This window comes from Actinobacillus arthritidis, assembly GCF_029774155.1.
Taxonomy (GTDB): Bacteria; Pseudomonadota; Gammaproteobacteria; order Enterobacterales; family Pasteurellaceae; genus Actinobacillus; species Actinobacillus arthritidis.
The window spans coordinates 1,317,979-1,334,739 of record NZ_CP103833.1; the positions used below are offsets into that span (position 1 = coordinate 1,317,979).

General features: G+C 39.0%; 16 protein-coding genes and 1 pseudogene. 9 read left to right on the forward strand and 8 right to left on the reverse strand.

Features of this window, described 5'->3' with window-relative positions; all coding sequences use genetic code 11:
* The first annotated feature begins 42 nt into the window (after nt 1-42).
* The 3 genes from NYR89_RS06040 to malT all read left to right on the forward strand — a co-directional run bounded on the left by NYR89_RS06040 (nt 43) and on the right by malT (nt 5,113).
* Nucleotides 43-1,314, forward strand: coding sequence for a maltoporin (locus NYR89_RS06040; protein ID WP_279445122.1), 1,272 nt, complete (start codon nt 43-45; stop codon nt 1,312-1,314).
* 70 nt (nt 1,315-1,384) lie between these two features.
* Nucleotides 1,385-2,272 (forward strand): maltose operon protein MalM, encoded by an 888-nt coding sequence (gene malM, locus NYR89_RS06045; RefSeq protein WP_279445123.1) that lies wholly within the window; start codon nt 1,385-1,387, stop codon nt 2,270-2,272.
* A 123-nt stretch (nt 2,273-2,395) separates the two neighbouring features.
* Entirely contained in the window at nt 2,396-5,113 is a 2,718-nt protein-coding gene (gene malT, locus NYR89_RS06050; RefSeq protein ID WP_279445124.1) for an HTH-type transcriptional regulator MalT, read from the forward strand.
* Between the two features lie 61 nt (nt 5,114-5,174).
* Here malT and glgP read toward each other — a convergent pair.
* The 4 genes and pseudogenes from glgP to serB form a co-directional block, all read right to left on the reverse strand.
* Nucleotides 5,175-7,572 (reverse strand): annotated as a pseudogene (glgP, locus tag NYR89_RS06055) (glycogen/starch/alpha-glucan family phosphorylase).
* Nucleotides 7,573-7,678: 106 nt separating this feature from the next.
* On the reverse strand, nt 7,679-7,849 hold the full coding sequence (locus NYR89_RS06060) for a DUF5363 domain-containing protein (RefSeq protein WP_279445125.1): 171 nt from the start codon (nt 7,847-7,849) through the stop codon (nt 7,679-7,681).
* 62 nt (nt 7,850-7,911) lie between these two features.
* Nucleotides 7,912-8,403: a YajQ family cyclic di-GMP-binding protein gene (locus NYR89_RS06065; RefSeq protein ID WP_279445126.1), complete on the reverse strand. Its 492-nt coding sequence runs from the start codon at nt 8,401-8,403 to the stop codon at nt 7,912-7,914.
* Between the two features lie 56 nt (nt 8,404-8,459).
* Entirely contained in the window at nt 8,460-9,320 is an 861-nt protein-coding gene (serB, locus tag NYR89_RS06070; protein WP_279445127.1) for a phosphoserine phosphatase SerB, read from the reverse strand.
* Nucleotides 9,321-9,412: 92 nt separating this feature from the next.
* Between serB and NYR89_RS06075 the strand changes: the two genes are divergently transcribed.
* Entirely contained in the window at nt 9,413-10,084 is a 672-nt protein-coding gene (locus NYR89_RS06075; RefSeq protein ID WP_279445128.1) for a YtjB family periplasmic protein, read from the forward strand.
* Between the two features lie 91 nt (nt 10,085-10,175).
* A complete protein-coding gene (gene infA, locus NYR89_RS06080; protein ID WP_005598198.1) occupies nt 10,176-10,394 on the forward strand; it encodes a translation initiation factor IF-1 in 219 nt (72 codons plus the stop codon).
* 158 nt (nt 10,395-10,552) lie between these two features.
* On the opposite strand, the gene NYR89_RS06085 is transcribed toward infA, so the two are convergent.
* The 4 genes from NYR89_RS06085 to NYR89_RS06100 all read right to left on the reverse strand — a co-directional run bounded on the left by NYR89_RS06085 (nt 10,553) and on the right by NYR89_RS06100 (nt 14,548).
* Nucleotides 10,553-11,740 carry a BaiN/RdsA family NAD(P)/FAD-dependent oxidoreductase gene (locus tag NYR89_RS06085; protein WP_279445129.1) on the reverse strand — a complete coding sequence of 396 codons (1,188 nt, stop codon included), beginning with the start codon at nt 11,738-11,740 and terminating at the stop codon, nt 10,553-10,555.
* Nucleotides 11,740-12,090, reverse strand: a complete 351-nt coding sequence (locus NYR89_RS06090; protein WP_279445130.1) for a DsrE/DsrF/TusD sulfur relay family protein — start codon at nt 12,088-12,090, stop codon at nt 11,740-11,742. The genes NYR89_RS06085 and NYR89_RS06090 overlap by 1 nt, the downstream gene beginning before the upstream one ends.
* A 99-nt stretch (nt 12,091-12,189) precedes the next feature.
* Entirely contained in the window at nt 12,190-13,485 is a 1,296-nt protein-coding gene (locus tag NYR89_RS06095) for an NCS2 family permease (RefSeq protein WP_279445131.1), read from the reverse strand.
* 61 nt (nt 13,486-13,546) lie between these two features.
* A complete protein-coding gene (locus NYR89_RS06100) occupies nt 13,547-14,548 on the reverse strand; it encodes an oxidoreductase (RefSeq protein ID WP_279445132.1) in 1,002 nt (333 codons plus the stop codon).
* Between the two features lie 89 nt (nt 14,549-14,637).
* Between NYR89_RS06100 and ybaK the strand changes: the two genes are divergently transcribed.
* The 4 genes from ybaK (at nt 14,638) to fur (ending at nt 16,628) form a co-directional block, all read left to right on the forward strand.
* Nucleotides 14,638-15,111, forward strand: a complete 474-nt coding sequence (gene ybaK / locus NYR89_RS06105; protein ID WP_279445133.1) for a Cys-tRNA(Pro)/Cys-tRNA(Cys) deacylase YbaK — start codon at nt 14,638-14,640, stop codon at nt 15,109-15,111.
* Between the two features lie 206 nt (nt 15,112-15,317).
* Entirely contained in the window at nt 15,318-15,635 is a 318-nt protein-coding gene (gene ybfE, locus NYR89_RS06110) for a LexA regulated protein (protein ID WP_279445134.1), read from the forward strand.
* On the forward strand, nt 15,623-16,147 hold the full coding sequence (gene fldA / locus NYR89_RS06115) for a flavodoxin FldA (RefSeq protein ID WP_279445135.1): 525 nt from the start codon (nt 15,623-15,625) through the stop codon (nt 16,145-16,147). Before ybfE ends, fldA begins: the two co-directional genes overlap by 13 nt.
* A gap of 31 nt (nt 16,148-16,178) precedes the next feature.
* Nucleotides 16,179-16,628 (forward strand): ferric iron uptake transcriptional regulator, encoded by a 450-nt coding sequence (gene fur / locus NYR89_RS06120; RefSeq protein WP_279445136.1) that lies wholly within the window; start codon nt 16,179-16,181, stop codon nt 16,626-16,628.
* The last annotated feature ends 133 nt before the right edge of the window (nt 16,629-16,761 follow it).

The window sequence follows — 16,761 nt, forward strand, 5'->3', positions numbered from 1 at the left end:
TTTAATAATGAAAAAACTATCTGAAAAGAGAAGGAGCTTCCTATGAACCTCAATAAAACGATGTTAGCGACTTTAGTTTCAAGTGCTTTACTTTCAACCAGTGCCTTAGCGGTTGATTTCCACGGTTATGCACGTTCCGGTATCGGTTGGACTTCTGGTGGCGGTGAACAATCTGCATTTACTGTGAATGGTGGCGGTTCAAAATACCGTTTAGGTAATGAAGCAGAAACCTATACTGAATTGAAATTAGGTCAAGAGCTTTATAAAAATGGCGAAAAATCTATTTATTTAGATACTAATGTTGCTTATTCTGTTAATCAACAAGTTGACTGGGAAGCAACAGATCCAGCACTTCGTGAAGTGAATGTTCAATTCAAAAACTTTGCAGACAGCTTGCCGGGGGCTACATTGTGGGCCGGTAAACGTTTCTACCAACGTCACGATGTACATATGAATGACTTCTACTACTGGGATATTTCAGGTCCGGGTGCAGGGGTTGAAAATATTGACCTTGGTTTCGGTAAACTCTCTTTAGCGGTAACTCGTAATACTGAAAAAGATGGTGCGTATAGTTGGAAATATGATCCAATGACTAAAAAATGGCAAAGTAGCCAAGATAAAAATAAAGATGTTTACAACGATGTATTCGATATCCGTTTAGCCGGTCTTGAAACGAATAAAGACGGTTCATTAGAAATTGGTTTTGACTTTGGTAATGCACATACTAAAGACGGTGCAATCTATGAAAAAGATGCGACCAAACATGGTTATATGGCAACTATTGAACATACTCAAGGCAACTTCTTCGGTGGTTTCAATAAATTTACCGCACAATATGCCAAAGATGCGATGACATCATGGAGTACCGGTCACTCACAAGGCGGTTCTGCAAATAATAAAGGTGATATGCTTCGTTTAATCAATCAAGGTGTTGTGCAAGCAAGCGATAAAGTAGAAGTAATGTATGCGTTAATCTACGAAAAAACAGACTTAGATAATAAACGAGGTAAAACTTGGTACTCTGCAGGTGTTCGTCCAATGTATAAATGGAACGATACAATGAGTACCTTATTAGAAGTGGGTTATGACCGTATTAAAGATCAAGCAACCGGCAAGAAAAATGATCTAATGAAATATACCATTGCACAACAATGGCAAGCGGGTAACAGTATTTGGGCTCGTCCGGCAATCCGTGTATTTGGTACTTATGCACATTGGAACGACAAATTTAACACAGCAAATCGTACAGACGCTGGCTATAAAGCAAAAGACGGCGAATTTATCGGTGGTGTTCAATTTGAAGCATGGTGGTAATTGAGCCATTTGGGGCGTATATATTACGCCCCTTTATATGATGTAACAGGTAATTTTTAGAGAGGCATTTATGAAAACCAAAATCGCAGTATTTTTATCAAGTGTATTATTTGCATCAGTTGCTATTGCTGGTACACCCTCAAAAACGGAACTTAGTCGTTTTGGTTGGCAAGATGTTACTTTCTCACAAAAAATGGTTAGCGAGTTATCAAAAGAGCAAATTCGTTCATTTAGTCAAACGTTAGCTGGAACAAATAGTGCGGTAGTCGGTTATAAAATCCCGGCAAATCAAGGTACGTTGAAAATCAAAGTGAGCAGTTTGGTTGTAGATAATGATCATATTTTTATACCGAATATTTTGGTATTAGATGCTAATTTTAATGAATCATTAACTTATCCGTCATCACAATTTAAAGTTGTGGAAGAAAGGGGATTTGAAGGCGGACAAATCCAAGCCGAATTAAGTTTAACACCGACAACCGGACAAGATTTTATTTATTTATTACTCTACACAACAGAGAAAGACCTTAGCGGACAAACTAAATTTACTCATCCGGCAAAACTATATGAAAAAGCAAAAGGTAATCAACCGCCGGCAATTGCCGATTTAATGGTAAAACATTCTAATTCCGGTCAAATTCAAATTAATGTCGATGGCGTTCAAAGTACGCAATTTGTTGGGTTAGGCAACGTAGTGAACGGCGGAGCATTATTTGAAGCAAAACCGACAGCTTCTCAACCGGTTGGAATGGAAGCGAAAGCGGTTAAAAATACACAAAAAAATGCAAAATTGAAATCTGTAGAGAAAACTACGGAACAATATTTTAATGAAGCAGTTATGACGGCGCTTAAAAATAACGATATCAATAAAGCGATGAATTTAGTGAATGAAGCAGAACAATTGGGACTTACTGCACCTCGTCAGATTTTCTTAAAACAAGTTTCCTCCAAAAAATAGATGTTTTTTTCATTTTATCTTTTGCCATTGAGGGTGTCCTTGCTCTCAGTGGCTTTTTTATATCCGCTACCCACAGAACCGGAAAATTGTTAGAATCTATTTATATTATGTAGTGGAGGCAAGATGCAACAAACGTTTTCAAGATTAATTCCGACAAAATTGATTTCCAGTAAAGCTAATCGTTCTACTAAAGATAATGAAACGATTGAGCGAACATCTTTATTAAATGAATTAAATAAAGCGGAATTTTATCCGATGACACTTGTGATTGCACCGGCAGGATATGGTAAAACGACATTGGTTTGTCAATGGAAAGAAAAACAACTGACAAAGAATCAGCGTATCGGCTGGTATTCACTTGATGAAAGTGATAATAAAGCAGAGCAATTCTCCGCTTATTTTACTGCCGCACTTTCTCATGCGACTGATTTGTCTTTTGCCGGTATCACTTATCAAAATAATCTGGTTGATTATTTTTCCCAATTACTTATTCAACTTTCTCAGGTACGTAGCCATTTCTACCTAGTGATAGATGATTATCATCATATTGAAAATAGCGAAATTCACGATGCACTTCGTTTTTGGTTAAAGCATCAGCCGCAGACAATGAGCTTGATTGTCTTATCACGTTTAACTCCTCCGTTAAGTATTACCAATTTACGAATCCATGAGCAACTATTAGAAATTGATGTTCACCAACTTGCATTTACACCGACCGAAACTCGCCAATTTTTAGCATTAAAATTTAATGAACAGCTGACAGATGATGAGATCTTTTCACTTTGTGATCGTGTGGAAGGTTGGGCGACTGCATTACAGTTGGTCAGCTTTGCAGTCAAGAAAAATCCCGAATTGTTACGAGCCTCCGAAAAGTTATTTGCAAAACTGAATCAGCAACATATCGCCGATTATTTAAATGAAGAAGTGTTTCATTATGTTGAACCGGAAATTAAGTTATTTATGCAACGTTGTGCGATTTTGCGTTCGATGAACGAGAAATTAGTTGTAGCATTAACGGCAGATGAAAGCGGTGTAAAAAAGCTCGATGAATTAGAAAGAATGGGGTTATTTGTTCAACGTATATTGCATGATGATGGTGAAATTTGGTGGAAGTTTCATCCGATTTTAGCCTCTTATCTCGCTCAAAGTTGTCGTTTGGAATTACCTTATGAATGGCAAGAATTACATAAAATTGCGACAATGATGTGGTTGAAATTGGGTTATGGCTCCGAAGCACTCTATCATGCACAGATGTTGGACGATTCTCAAACACTTTATACCATTTTACAAGAACATGGTTGGTCGTTGTTCCATCAAGGACAACTTAAATTATTGGAAGATTGTTTAACGTTACTCCCCTCAGAACGATTGTGGCAAGATTCCAATTTAGTGCTGTTAAAAGCATGGCTTGCACAGAGTCAGCATCGTCATCAAGAAGTATCGGGCATTTTACAAAAATTTCAGCCAAATCAACCGCTTGTTGCAGATTTACAAGCACGTTTTGATGCCTTAAAAGCACAGGTCGCGATTAATGAGGGGAATGATGAGCAAGCCTATAATTTAGCAAAACAGGCACTTGTTCATTTGTCATCTGATTTTGGTTATGCACAAATTGTGGCAAACTCTATTATCGGAGAAGCACAACATTGCCGTGGTTATTTGAAAGAAGGTTTAGTCCAAATGCAGAAAGTCGAAAAAATGGCATTGGAGCAAAGAGCCTATCATCAATGGTTATGGTCGAAGCTACAACAAGCAGAAATTTTATCGGCACAAGGTTTTTGGCAGTCTGCCTATGATTTGTTAAAAGACACTACTTTGCAAGCACAACATTTACACCAAATCCCAATGCACGAGTTTTTATTGCGTTTAAAAGGTCAGATTCTATGGGAATGGCATCATTTAGACCAAGCAGAAGCGATGGCAAATGCCGGTATCGAAGTTTTAGAAAAAGAGGGGGAACAAGCCCATTGTTTAGCGTTATTGGCAAAGGTTTCGCTGACTAAAGGCGATTTAAATAACGCCGAACGCTTGATAGAACAATGTCGCAATTTAATTATTGCTCAAGCGGTACATTGGGATTGGCGTTCAACCTTTGACGAAGTACAGATGTTGTATTGGCAAATTAGTGATGATAAGTCGCATTTAGAGAGTTGGCTCACGCAAGTCAATTTTCCGGAACAAGATAATAATCACTTTTTACAACGTCAATGGCGTAATATTGCTCGTTGCTATTTGTTACAGGATAATTTTGAACACGCATTGCATATTCTTAATCGATTGTTACAAACTTCTGCAACGTTTAATTTACTCAGCGATACGCAACGAGCATTAATTTTGCGTAACCGAGTGTTCTATCGTCAAGGGAGAATGGATCTAGCGCAAAAAGATTTGATCCGAGCGTTAAATCTGACGCGACAAACTAATTTTATTAGTGCTTTTGTGATTGAAGGTGATTTAATGGCACAACAAATTCGCCAGTTATTACAAATTAATGTGCTGGATGAACTTTCAACCCATAAAGCTCAATTTATTTTGCGGAGTATTAATCAGCACAATCGCCATAAATTTGCACATTTTGATGAAGAATTTGTCGCCAACTTATTGAAGAATCCACAAGTACCGGAATTACTTAAAATTAGCCCGCTTACTGCGAGAGAATGGCAGGTACTCGGTTTAATTTATTCAGGTTACAGCAATGAACAAATTTCACAAGAATTGGTGGTGGCGATAACCACGATTAAAACGCATATTCGTAATCTGTATCAAAAAATCGGTGTGGCAAATCGTAGCGAAGCGATTGAATATACTCGTAGTTTATTAAGAATGATGGGGTATAGTTAATTTTCTTCTAAACGAAGAAAAATCGACCCTCGCCCACAAGGGGCGAGGGTTACTTTTTTCGTTATCTTTTCCAAATTCTTGTTTGGTAATCACGAATTGAACGGTCTGAGCTAAAAGTGCCAAGACGAGCGGTATTCAGAATCGTTGATTTTAACCAAGCGGTCTGATTTTGATAACGTTTTGCCACTTCTTGTTGTGCTTCACGGTAGCTAGCAAAATCGGCTAATACGCAGAAATAGTCTTTGTTTAGCAAATCATAAACAAGAGGTTCAAAGATTTCTTTATCGCCACCGGAAAATGAGCCGTCTGCTAATGCATCAATCGCTTTGCGTAATACTTCATCTTGTTCGTAATATTCACGAGAAACATAGCCTTTTTCACGTAATTCACGTACAGATTCCACCGTATGACCAAAAATCACGACATTTTCCTCACCGGCAAATTCGGCAATTTCCACATTCGCACCGTCAAGCGTGCCTAAGGTAATTGCGCCGTTTAGGGCTAATTTCATATTACCGGTACCGGAAGCCTCTTTACCGGCAAGTGAAATTTGTTCGGAAACATCTGCCGCCGGAATGATTTTTTCCGCCAGACTTACGCTGTAGTTCGGTAAAAATGCCACTTGTAATTTGCCTTGCATATCTGGATCGTGATTGATGACGTGTGCCACGTTATTAATCGCTTGAATAATTTGTTTCGCCATAAAATAACCCGGTGCGGCTTTACCGGCAAAAATAAAGACACGCGGTACAAAGTCCATATTCGGATTAGCTTTCAATTCTTGGTAAGTCGCAATAATATTCAATAGATTGAGGTGCTGACGTTTATATTCGTGGAAACGTTTGATTTGTACGTCAAAAATCGCATTTTGATTGACTTGAATACCCAACGTTTCTTCAATCACTTTTGCCAATGCTTGTTTATTTTGTTGCTTAATCTCAGCGTAAGCGGTCTGAAATGTCGCATTTTCTGCAAGTGGTTCGATTTGGCGTAACAATTCTAAATTCTGTGTCCAGTCGCCTTCAATATGTTGATCGAGTAATGTACTTAATAACGGGTTAGCTTGGCGAATCCAACGGCGAGGCGTAATACCGTTCGTCACATTATGGAATCTGCCGTTAAAGAGTTTTGCATACGCTGGGAATAAATCACTTACTACTAAATCAGAGTGAATTTGTGCCACGCCGTTCACTGCAAATGACCCCACCACGCAAAGGTTCGCCATACGTACACGGTTATTGGCGATAATTGCTGTTTCGTCCCATACGTTGGCTAATTCATCTTCACTAAAACAGGCTTTGACTTGTTGGTAAAGCTCAAGATTAATGCGTTCAATGATGATCAAATGACGAGGTAATAGTTTAGCAACAAGGTTTTGATCCCATTGCTCTAACGCTTCCGGTAACAAGGTGTGGTTGGTATAAGCGAATACGTTTGAACAGATCGCCCACGCTTTTTCCCAGCTATAATCGTATTGGTCGAGTAATACACGCATTAACTCAGGAATTGCAATCGCAGGGTGAGTGTCATTGAGTTGAATCACTTCAAATTCAGCTAATTGCTCAAGTGTTCTGCCTTTTGCTAGATGGTTTTTGAGAATATCTGCAACTGAACAAGCACAATGGAAATATTGTCGCATTAGGCGTAATTCTTTACCGTTTTGATGGTTATCGTTCGGGTAAAGCACTTTGGTAATTTTTGAAGCATCAATGACGCTAGATTCCGAATCTAAATAATCGCCGTCATTGAATTTCGCTAAATCAAAAGCGGTTTCGCTATAACCTTGCCATAAGAGTAACGGTTGTTGTACGCCTTTATAACCGACCACCGGTAAGTCAAACGCTTCGCCGTAAACTGTCCATGCCGGTTGCCATTCATATTTGTCGCCGGCAATATGATGAACTTCGCCGGCAAAACCGACCGCTTGGCGGAAATCCGCACGGTGTGACTGTAATGGGAAGAAATCACGTCCCCACGCATCGCCTTCTTCATATTGTCTGCCAGCCCAGTCAAAACTTTGTTTGAATAAGCCGTATTGATAATGTAAGCCATAGCCAACAGCCGGTTGAGCAATGCTTGCCATAGAATCTAAATAGCAAGGCAAGACGACCTAAGCCACCGTTACCGAATGCTGGATCAGTTTCTTGTTCTAAAATATCGACTAACGTTTTACCGTATTTCGCCACTTCATCTACTACATATTGATATACACCGAGGTTCTGTAAGTTATTACCGAGTAAGCGTCCGACTAAAAATTCCATTGAAAGGTAATTGACTTTACGAGTATCGGCAAGCGGTGCATTTTTTGGGAAAAATTGTAAAGTCGCTTGGTGTGCCACTTGTGCCACCAGTTGATACCATTGCTGTTCGGATAATTGCGTTGGACTTACAGAACGTTCTTCACAATAATTTTGTAAAGCAGATTCAAATAGAGTTGAGAATTGTGTTTTTATAGACATTGGGTTCTCCAAAATAAAGCTGAAAATTTTTTGCTATTATTCAAAAGAGTGAATATGAAAAAATCCTCCCCGACTAGAATTAGTCAAGGAGGATTAAGCAGTAGGATTAAGCTGATTTTTTCTCAGTTGTTTTTTTCTTATCCGATTCTTTTTCCGGATCGAATTTCACAACCGGCACGCAACCTCGGCAAGCACCTTGATTTACGCCAAGTTCTTCACAAAATTTGTCATATTTAGCAAGTGCCTTTTTAAACCATCCTTTTGGCTCACCTGACATATTACACCTCTTATCATTTACAAAAAATGAATTAAATTTGACCGCTTATTGATGAGTAAAACTTAGTCACGGAAGTTATTAAATTGGAACGGTTGACCAAGTTCTGCACCTTTTACCAACTGAATAGCCGCTTGTAAATCGTCACGAGATTTACCGGTGACACGTACTTGTTCACCTTGAATTTGGGTCTGAACTTTAATTTTTGAATCTTTGATCAATTTGGTGATCTTTTTCGCCATTTCGGTTTCAATACCCTGTTTAAGTTTAATCTCTTTCGAGTAAAGTTTGCCGTGGTGTTCCGCTTCATTTGGAATATCAAGTGAGTTGTGTTCAATACCACGTTTTACACAAGAACCGATTAAAATCTCAATTAATTGTTCTAATTGGAAATCGGATTCTGTCGTTAATTTTACGCTTTCGTTTTTTTCGTTAAGCTCAATAACGGCTTCCACGCCACGGAAATCATAACGTGTACTTAATACACGATTGGCATTTTCTACCGCATTACGCACTTCGTGCATGGTAATTTCAGAAACAATATCAAAAGATGGCATTTTTTATTCCTCATTTTTAAAACTACGCAAATATACTTACTATTAACGCAGTCGGATTATTCATAAAGATTTTTCGCATTAAGTAACACACACAATGCACTCAAGTCACCGAAGTTTATCACAAATTTCGCCTGTTCTTGAACTTTTGGTTTGGCGTGTAGTGCAACCCCGAGGGTCGCAGTTTTGATCATTGGTAAATCATTCGCCCCATCACCAATTGCAACCCATTGCGTTTGCGGAATGTTAAATTGTTCGCCTAATTTGGTTAAAGTTTCCGCTTTATATTGTGCATCCACCACTTTTCCTAACACGACACCGGTTAATTCGCCGTCAATAATTTCTAACTGATTGGATACCGCATAATCCAGTTGGTATTTCTCTTTTAAATAATCAGCAAAATAGTCAAAACCGCCCGAAGCAATTGCTAATTTCCAGCCGTGTGCTTTTAATTCGCTGACCATTTGTTCAAAACCATCCATAAGCGGTAGCTTTTCTCTTACGGTTTGTAAAATACTTTCCGGTGCATTTTCCAACGTACCAACTCGTTTACGTAAACTTTGCTCAAAATCCAGTTCACCTCGCATTGCACTAGCCGTAATTGCTGAAACGATTTCACCGGAACCGGCTAACTTGGCAATTTCATCAATACATTCGATTTTAATCGCAGTAGAATCCATATCCATCACCAATAGACCAGCTTCTTTAAGATTCGCCACAATGGATAAATCCGCTACATCTGCGGTAATTTGGCTGGCTACTTCACGTAACTCGCAAGCGGTCAAATTTGTTTCAAAAAATACAAGGTTATAATCTAAATAAACGGCTTGTTTTAACAATTTAGCATCAGTTTGTTCTATAAATTGCTGAATTTGCTGATCACTTAGTTGCTTAGCGAAGATAAAAATGGTGTTTGGCATACTGTTCTCTTTTTAATAGACATTTTGGAATTGTGCATAGATAATGCAGAGCTGAATTATCTATTATCAATTATGCCTAATCAATTATTTCTATGTATTTAAGTCGTGAAAAGTTAATAAAAATCAGTTTACTTTCCGCTATTAGTCTTGTGTGTGTACTTGTCATCGGCGTGATCCTAAGCGGTATTAATCAGTTTAAGTTAGGATCACAGTTGGCGAGTGTTAATCAAGTATCCAATTTATCACATTTATTAGTGCGTCAGCAGGCAAGCCTCTTTTCTTTAATGTTGCTGAAAAATGCGAAAAATGATGAGTTGGTTGATGCGTTAGATAGCTTTGCCAAAGAAGAATTTGTAATTGATGCGAATTTATATTCTCCAAACGGCACTTTAATTGCACAAAGCCATAACGCACAAGATTTAAAAACTTTATTAAGCACTCGAACTCGCACCGATACACCGCAATCTACTCAACAAATTGTTGAACCGATTTTTGCTCAACAGGATTTAGTCGGTTTTTTACGAGTGACGTTTGATGCAAAATACGGACAGACAACCAAAAATAAAGTGGAACAACTTTTTCATCAGTTATATGGCGAGCTGATTATTTTAGTTTTAGTGGGTGCGTTATTGGCGAGTAGCATACATTATTTTTTACGTCGCAAAGCAGTTATCGTTCATTCACCAATTAAATTTCCGAGTTTGTCGAGTAAGACGCAAATCCAGCGTTTTCATTCGCGTCGTCGTACGTTTAGACGTAAGTAATCGCTTGGAAATGATTGTAATTTAGACGGATGAGAGTATAATAAGCCCCGTTTTTTTATTTATATCCAAACCCTAATTTAAAGAGGAATCAATGGCTAAAGAAGATTGCATTGAGATGCAAGGTACGATTTTAGAAACCTTACCAAATACAATGTTTCGTGTGGAATTAGAAAACGGCCACGTTGTTACCGCACATATTTCAGGTAAAATGCGTAAAAACTATATCCGTATTTTAACCGGTGATAAAGTAACGGTAGAAATGACGCCATACGATTTAAGCAAAGCACGTATTATTTTCCGTGCACGTTAATTGAAAGCTTAAAACAAAAAACGGAAGTTGAGAAATCAGCTTCCGTTTTTTGTTTTATCCCGTTTGGCTTGAGGTCATTTTATTTTTACTTTGTGTAATATTTATTTCCACATCACACACCGGTGTTCTCCGTGTATTCTGTGGTGAATTAATAAAGACTATTTTTCAATAATCGCTTCCGCACACGCAAAAGCGGACGACCACGCCCATTGGAAATTATAGCCACCGAGCCAGCCGGTCACATCCAACACTTCACCAATAAAATAAAGCCCTTCGGTATGTTTTGCTTGCATTGTTTTTGACGAAATAAAATCGGTATCTACGCCACCCATTGTGACTTCGGCGGTACGATAACCTTCGGTTCCGTTGGGTAAAAATTGCCAATGATGAATCAGTTGATCTAACTGAGCTAATTCCGTTTTGCTTAACTGGGCAATCACATTATCTTTGAAATCACCTTGTTCCAACCAAAGTTCGACTAATTTTTTTGGTAAGTAACGATTTAATACTGTTTTTAGCTGTAATTTCGGCGAAGATTGACGCAATTCAGCTAAAATTGTTGAAATATCATCAGCAGGTAACAAATCAATTTCTACCGTTTCACCCAAGTCCCAATAATTAGAAATTTGCAAAATTGCCGGGCCGGATAAACCTCGATGAGTAAACAGCATTTGATTACTAAAACTTTGTCGCCTGTTCGTTACACGAACCGGTAACGCAATACCGGAAAGTTTCGCAAAATGTTTGTCCGAATCTTTCCAAGTAAAAGGCACAAGGCTTGCTCGTGGCGGAATCACCGGAATATTGAATTGCTCGGCAATTTTATAACCGAATGGGCTAGCACCTAACGCTGGCATAGATAAGCCGCCGGTAGCAATGACTAAATGCTCGGTTTCAAAGGTTTCACTAGCGGTCTGAATTTGGAAATTTTTTGCAAATTTTTCAATAGAAATGACCGCTTGTCGTAAAAAGATTTCCACTTTGCCTTTGTCACATTCCGCTTGCAGTAAATCGACAATTTGTCGCGAGCTTTCGTCACAGAATAGTCGCCCTAATTCTTTTTCGTGGTAGCTAATCCCGTATTGTGCGACTAAAGCGATAAAATCCCAGTTGGTATAACGAGCCAGTGCCGATTTTACAAAATGTTTATTTTGGCTGAGGTAATGATTCGCCGTAACCTCTAAATTAGTAAAGTTACAAAAACCACCGCCGGACATTAAAATTTTACGTCCGATCTTTTTACCCGAGTCTAAAACGGCGACTCGTTTGCCGGCTTGTCCAAGTTGTGCGGCACAAAATAAGCCTGATGCACCGGCTCCTATGATAACGACATCAAAATGTTGCATTAGAAATTTAAGACCTTATCTGCTTCCATAGTCCAGTCTGCCAGCTCAATTAACGTACCGATTTCTACTCCGTCGGCAAGCGGTAACTCTGTCATACCTCGTGCATTAATGCAGGTTTTACAAAGTTTAATTATTGCGCCTTGTGCGGTGAGAATTTCTAACATTTGTTGGAGGTTATAGCCTTCCGATGGATTTTGTTTTCTTAAACCTGCGGTAACTGAGTCAGACATTAAGAACAATTTAAGTTGTGCTTTATGCTGTTCTTGAATTTGCAATGCTAAACGTAAACCACTAAAGAAAGATTCGTTGCCGTATGGGGCAGAATTAAAGATAAAGAGGAGTTTTTGCATAGTATTTTCCTTAAAAAGACGGAATACACAAAACAAGCGGTTTAATTTTGCATATTTTTATACCACATTGCCGTTTGTGTATTCCGTGGTTAAGCGTTATTAACCCACCCAAATGAATTTTGCGATAAATAGTAATGATACTACCGCAACAGATGGATTGATTTCTTTCCAACGACCGGTACAAGCCTTCATCACACAATATGAAATAAAGCCGAATGCAATACCTTCGGTAATAGAATAAGTAAATGGCATCATTGCGGTAGTGATAAATGCCGGAGTTGCTTCAGTTAAATCATCCCATTTCACTTCAATTAAACTTGAAGCCATTAAAATCCCTACGAAGACTAATGCCCCAGCGGTTGCATAAGCCGGAACGACACCAGCAAGCGGTGAGAAGAAAATGGTTAATAAGAATAAGATACCTACAGTAACAGCGGTTAAACCGGTACGACCGCCAACCGACACGCCTGAACCGCTCTCGATATAAGTACTAATTGCTGACGTTCCCATAAATGAACCGACCATAGCGGCGGTACTGTCCACAAATAACGCTTGTTTCATACGAGGAAAACGACCTTGTTGATCGGCGAAACCGGCTTTGGTTGTTACCGCAATTAATGTGCCTGATGAGTCGAATAAGTTGACTAACATAAAGGAGAAAATAATACCGAGTAAACCGACATCTAACGCACCGGCAATATCCACTTGACCGACTACCGCATCTAAACTCGGCGGCATAGACATTACACCGTTAAAACTGACCGCCGGATCAAAGATTAATGCTAGTGCTGTGATTACCGCAATAGAAATTAATACACCGGAATGGAAGCCTTTAGTCGCTAAAACAACAATGATAAAGAAACCTAATACACCCATTAACACTTTCGGATCGTGCAGATCGCCCAATGCCACTAATGTTGCCGGATTTGCGACCACTAAGCCCATATTTTTAAAGCCGATCAAGGCGATAAATAAGCCGATACCGGCACCGATACCAACACGTAAACCGAGTGGAATCGCCGACATAAACCAATAACGAATTTGTAAAATCGTTAATAAGAATAAACCGACCGAGCCTAAGAAAATAGCGCCCATACCCACTTGCCATGAGTAACCTAATTTTTGTACCACCACAAAAGCGAAAAACGCATTTAAGCCCATTGCCGGTGCAAGTGCGATAGGAAGATTACTGAATAAGCCCATCGCAATCGTACCGAATGCCGCGATTAAACAGGTGGTGACGAAAACCACTTGGGTATCCATACCGGCAACGCCGAGAATAGATGGGTTAACGAAAACGATATAAACCATGGTGAAGAAGGTGGTAATCCCCGCCACGATTTCTGTTTTGGCATTAGAGCCTTTTGCAGATAATTGGAACAAACGTTCTAACATAAAAACCTCAAATAAAAGGGAAGAAACCACGGAATGATCTACTGATTCCGTGGCGGATAAATTAATATTCCAGTACTAAGTTGAGCGACTGAATCGCTAAAAACGCTAAGCTGAATTTCTGTTCGTCAGCGACAGACCAGAATTGCACTTCGTTTTCCGATTTTGCTAATAATTGGCTGATTTGAAGTAAGTTTTCTTCTTCGTTTTCACCGTTTTTGACTGGTGTCATCACGCTTTCTTCATGGAAGCGTAGCCAATTTTGTTGTCGCCATTCTGCGCTAACACTTTCAACGTCTAATTGATATTCCGAATGTAAGGTGACCATTTGTGAAATACCGTAAAAGACCGGTGTTTGCACCGAATGGAAGGTGGTGGAAGCGGTTAAATTCGGTAAAACTTTTGCAAGTTGTAATTCAAAAACACGAGAGAACGGTAATTTTTTCTCTTCGCCTTGCACGTTTGCCGGAACGGTATCAAATGCGATACGTTCTGCATTTTCATCAAACGGAATACCGTTTAACAACCGAGCGGTTTGACCGGCAAGTTCTTTAACTTTTTCATCACCGAAATATGCCGCCGGTAATAAAGACGTGACAAAAATATGGCTTAACGGCTGAGCTAAGAATGGTTTGAGAGTTAAGGCTAATTGTGAAATTTGCGGGTTAGCCAGTGCGACGATATTACGTTCACGTAAGTTTGCGATCGCTTCGTCATTTACGCTTGGCACGACCACCGGCACGTTTGCAATTAATGCGGTAATGCCGTAAAGGTCGAGAACAATACAACCTGCTTGCACCGCTTGTGCCAAAATTTCGGCTTGCACCATTTTGCCGGCAAACAAAACGTGGCTGAAATCCGCCCAATTTACTTCATCAAGTGCAATTTGCTCGATCGCTTTACTGCCCATATAAAGTGATTGTTCTTCACCAAAAGGTTCGATTTCGATAGCGGAAATATTGTCTAAACGCAAATCACTCTCTGCTAATGCTTCAAGTAATTTTGATGACAAGGTAAAATCAGCGGCAATAGCTAAACGGATATCTGATGTAATTGAATTAGACATAGGTGAGTTGCTCCTTTTTTATACGCTTAATTTAGCGTAACGCACACACAAAGGGAGTAATTGTACAATATTTTTAAGAGGAAAAACTAATGACCCCGGCAATAAATTTATTAAAAAAACAAAAAATTGCACATACGCTTCATCCTTATGAACATGATCCGAATAATACCAATTTCGGGCAAGAAGCGGTGGAAAAATTAGGTATTGATGCAAACCAAACATTTAAGACGTTATTGGTGGCAGAAAACGGCGATCAGAAAAAATTAGCGGTGATGGTTGTGCCGGTTTCGCATACGCTGAATTTAAAGCGAGCGGCAAGTGCGCTAGGCGTGAAAAAAGTGGAAATGGCGGATAAAGATATCGCCCAAAAAACGACCGGTTATTTGCTGGGCGGAATTAGCCCACTAGGTCAGAAAAAACGCTTAGCTACCGTGATTGACAGCTCCGCACAACAATTTGCAACAATGTTTGTATCAGGTGGTAAACGAGGTTTAGATGTGGAACTTGCACCACAAGATTTGGCAAGTTTGCTCAATGCAACTTTTGCCGATATTAAAGAGTAACAAGCGGTTAATTTTGGGCGGAATCTTGCAAAGCAAACAAAAATCTACGCTTTCTGAAAAGTTCCGCAAATCCAATGTAAATTTAGGGTGTGCAATTTCCAAGACTAAATTAGTATGGTATAGTTCACACCTCATTAGTTAGTAGCTTCTCATTCTCAATTAGAAAATGCTATTGGAATGATAGCTAAGTATCTCGTGTGGAACAAATGGCAAAACAGGACGCAGATTGTATAACGTTAGATCTGTTCGCAACCGTGCCAAAAGTTGGGCGACCACGTACTAATCCGTTAAGTCGGGAACAACAAGTCAGAATCAATAAACGCAATCAGCTCAAACGAGATCGCTCGTCCGGGCTTAAACGTGTGGAATTAAAACTACATTCGGACTTAGTGCAGACTTTGGAAGAGGAAGCATTCCAACGTGGAGTGACACGCGGACAGTTAATCGAAATGATTTTAAATGATTATATCGGCAACAACTTTGCCGACTTAGAAAAAATAGGTAAATTCAAATGGCAGTGGTAGGTTTATTCTACGGTAGCGATACTGGTAACACAGAAAATATTTCAAAAATGATCCAAAAGGAAATTGGTGCGAATTTAGTGGACATTCGTGACATTGCGAAAAGCACTAAAGAAGATATTGAAGCATACGATTTCTTATTATTAGGTATTCCGACTTGGTATTACGGCGAATCTCAAGCAGACTGGGACGATTTTATGCCAACATTAAAAGAAATCGATTTTAGCGGTAAAGTTGTGGCTATTTTCGGTTGCGGAGACCAAGAAGATTATGCGGAATATTTCTGCGATGCAATGGGAACAATCCGTGACATCGTAGAACCGAACGGTGGTGTGATTGTCGGTCACTGGTCAACTGAAGGTTATAATTTTGAAGTTTCTCAAGCACTAGTCGATGAAAATACGTTTGTCGGTTTATGTATTGATGAAGATCGCCAACCGGAATTAACCGCTGAGCGTGTAAGTCGTTGGTGTAAACAACTTACTGAAGAAATGTGCTTAGATCAATTAGCATAGAATGAATACAAGAGATAAAGGATAGCAAGTTATGTCTGAAGAAAATGTAAAACTTCTAAAAAGTGTCGGTTTAAAAGTGACCGAGCCTCGTTTAACGATCCTTGCTTTAATGCAACAACATCGTGAACAAATGCAAGACTTTTCTGCTGAGGATATTTACAAAATCTTATTAGAACAAGGTTCTGATATCGGTTTAGCGACAGTCTATCGTGTATTAAATCAATTTGAAGAAGCCGGTATTTTGCTTCGCCATAACTTTGATGCAAATAAAGCAACGTTTGAATTAAATGTAGATAGCGAACACGACCATATTATTTGTATGGATTGTGGTAAAGTGTTTGAGTTTAAAGATCCAGATATTGAACGCCGTCAGCGTGAAATTAGCGAACAGCACGGAATGAAATTATCTACACACAGCTTATACCTTTATGCAAAATGTAGTGATATTTCACATTGCGATTCTTCAAAAGATAAAAAATAGTTGATTCTTTTGATAAACAATATTAGTGCATATACCGAAGATTTTTTTAAATCTTCGGTTTTGTGTTATCTAAAGGATATGAAATTAAGTGGCTTTTTTGCAAAATTTCAAGGGAAAATTACCGCTATCTGAA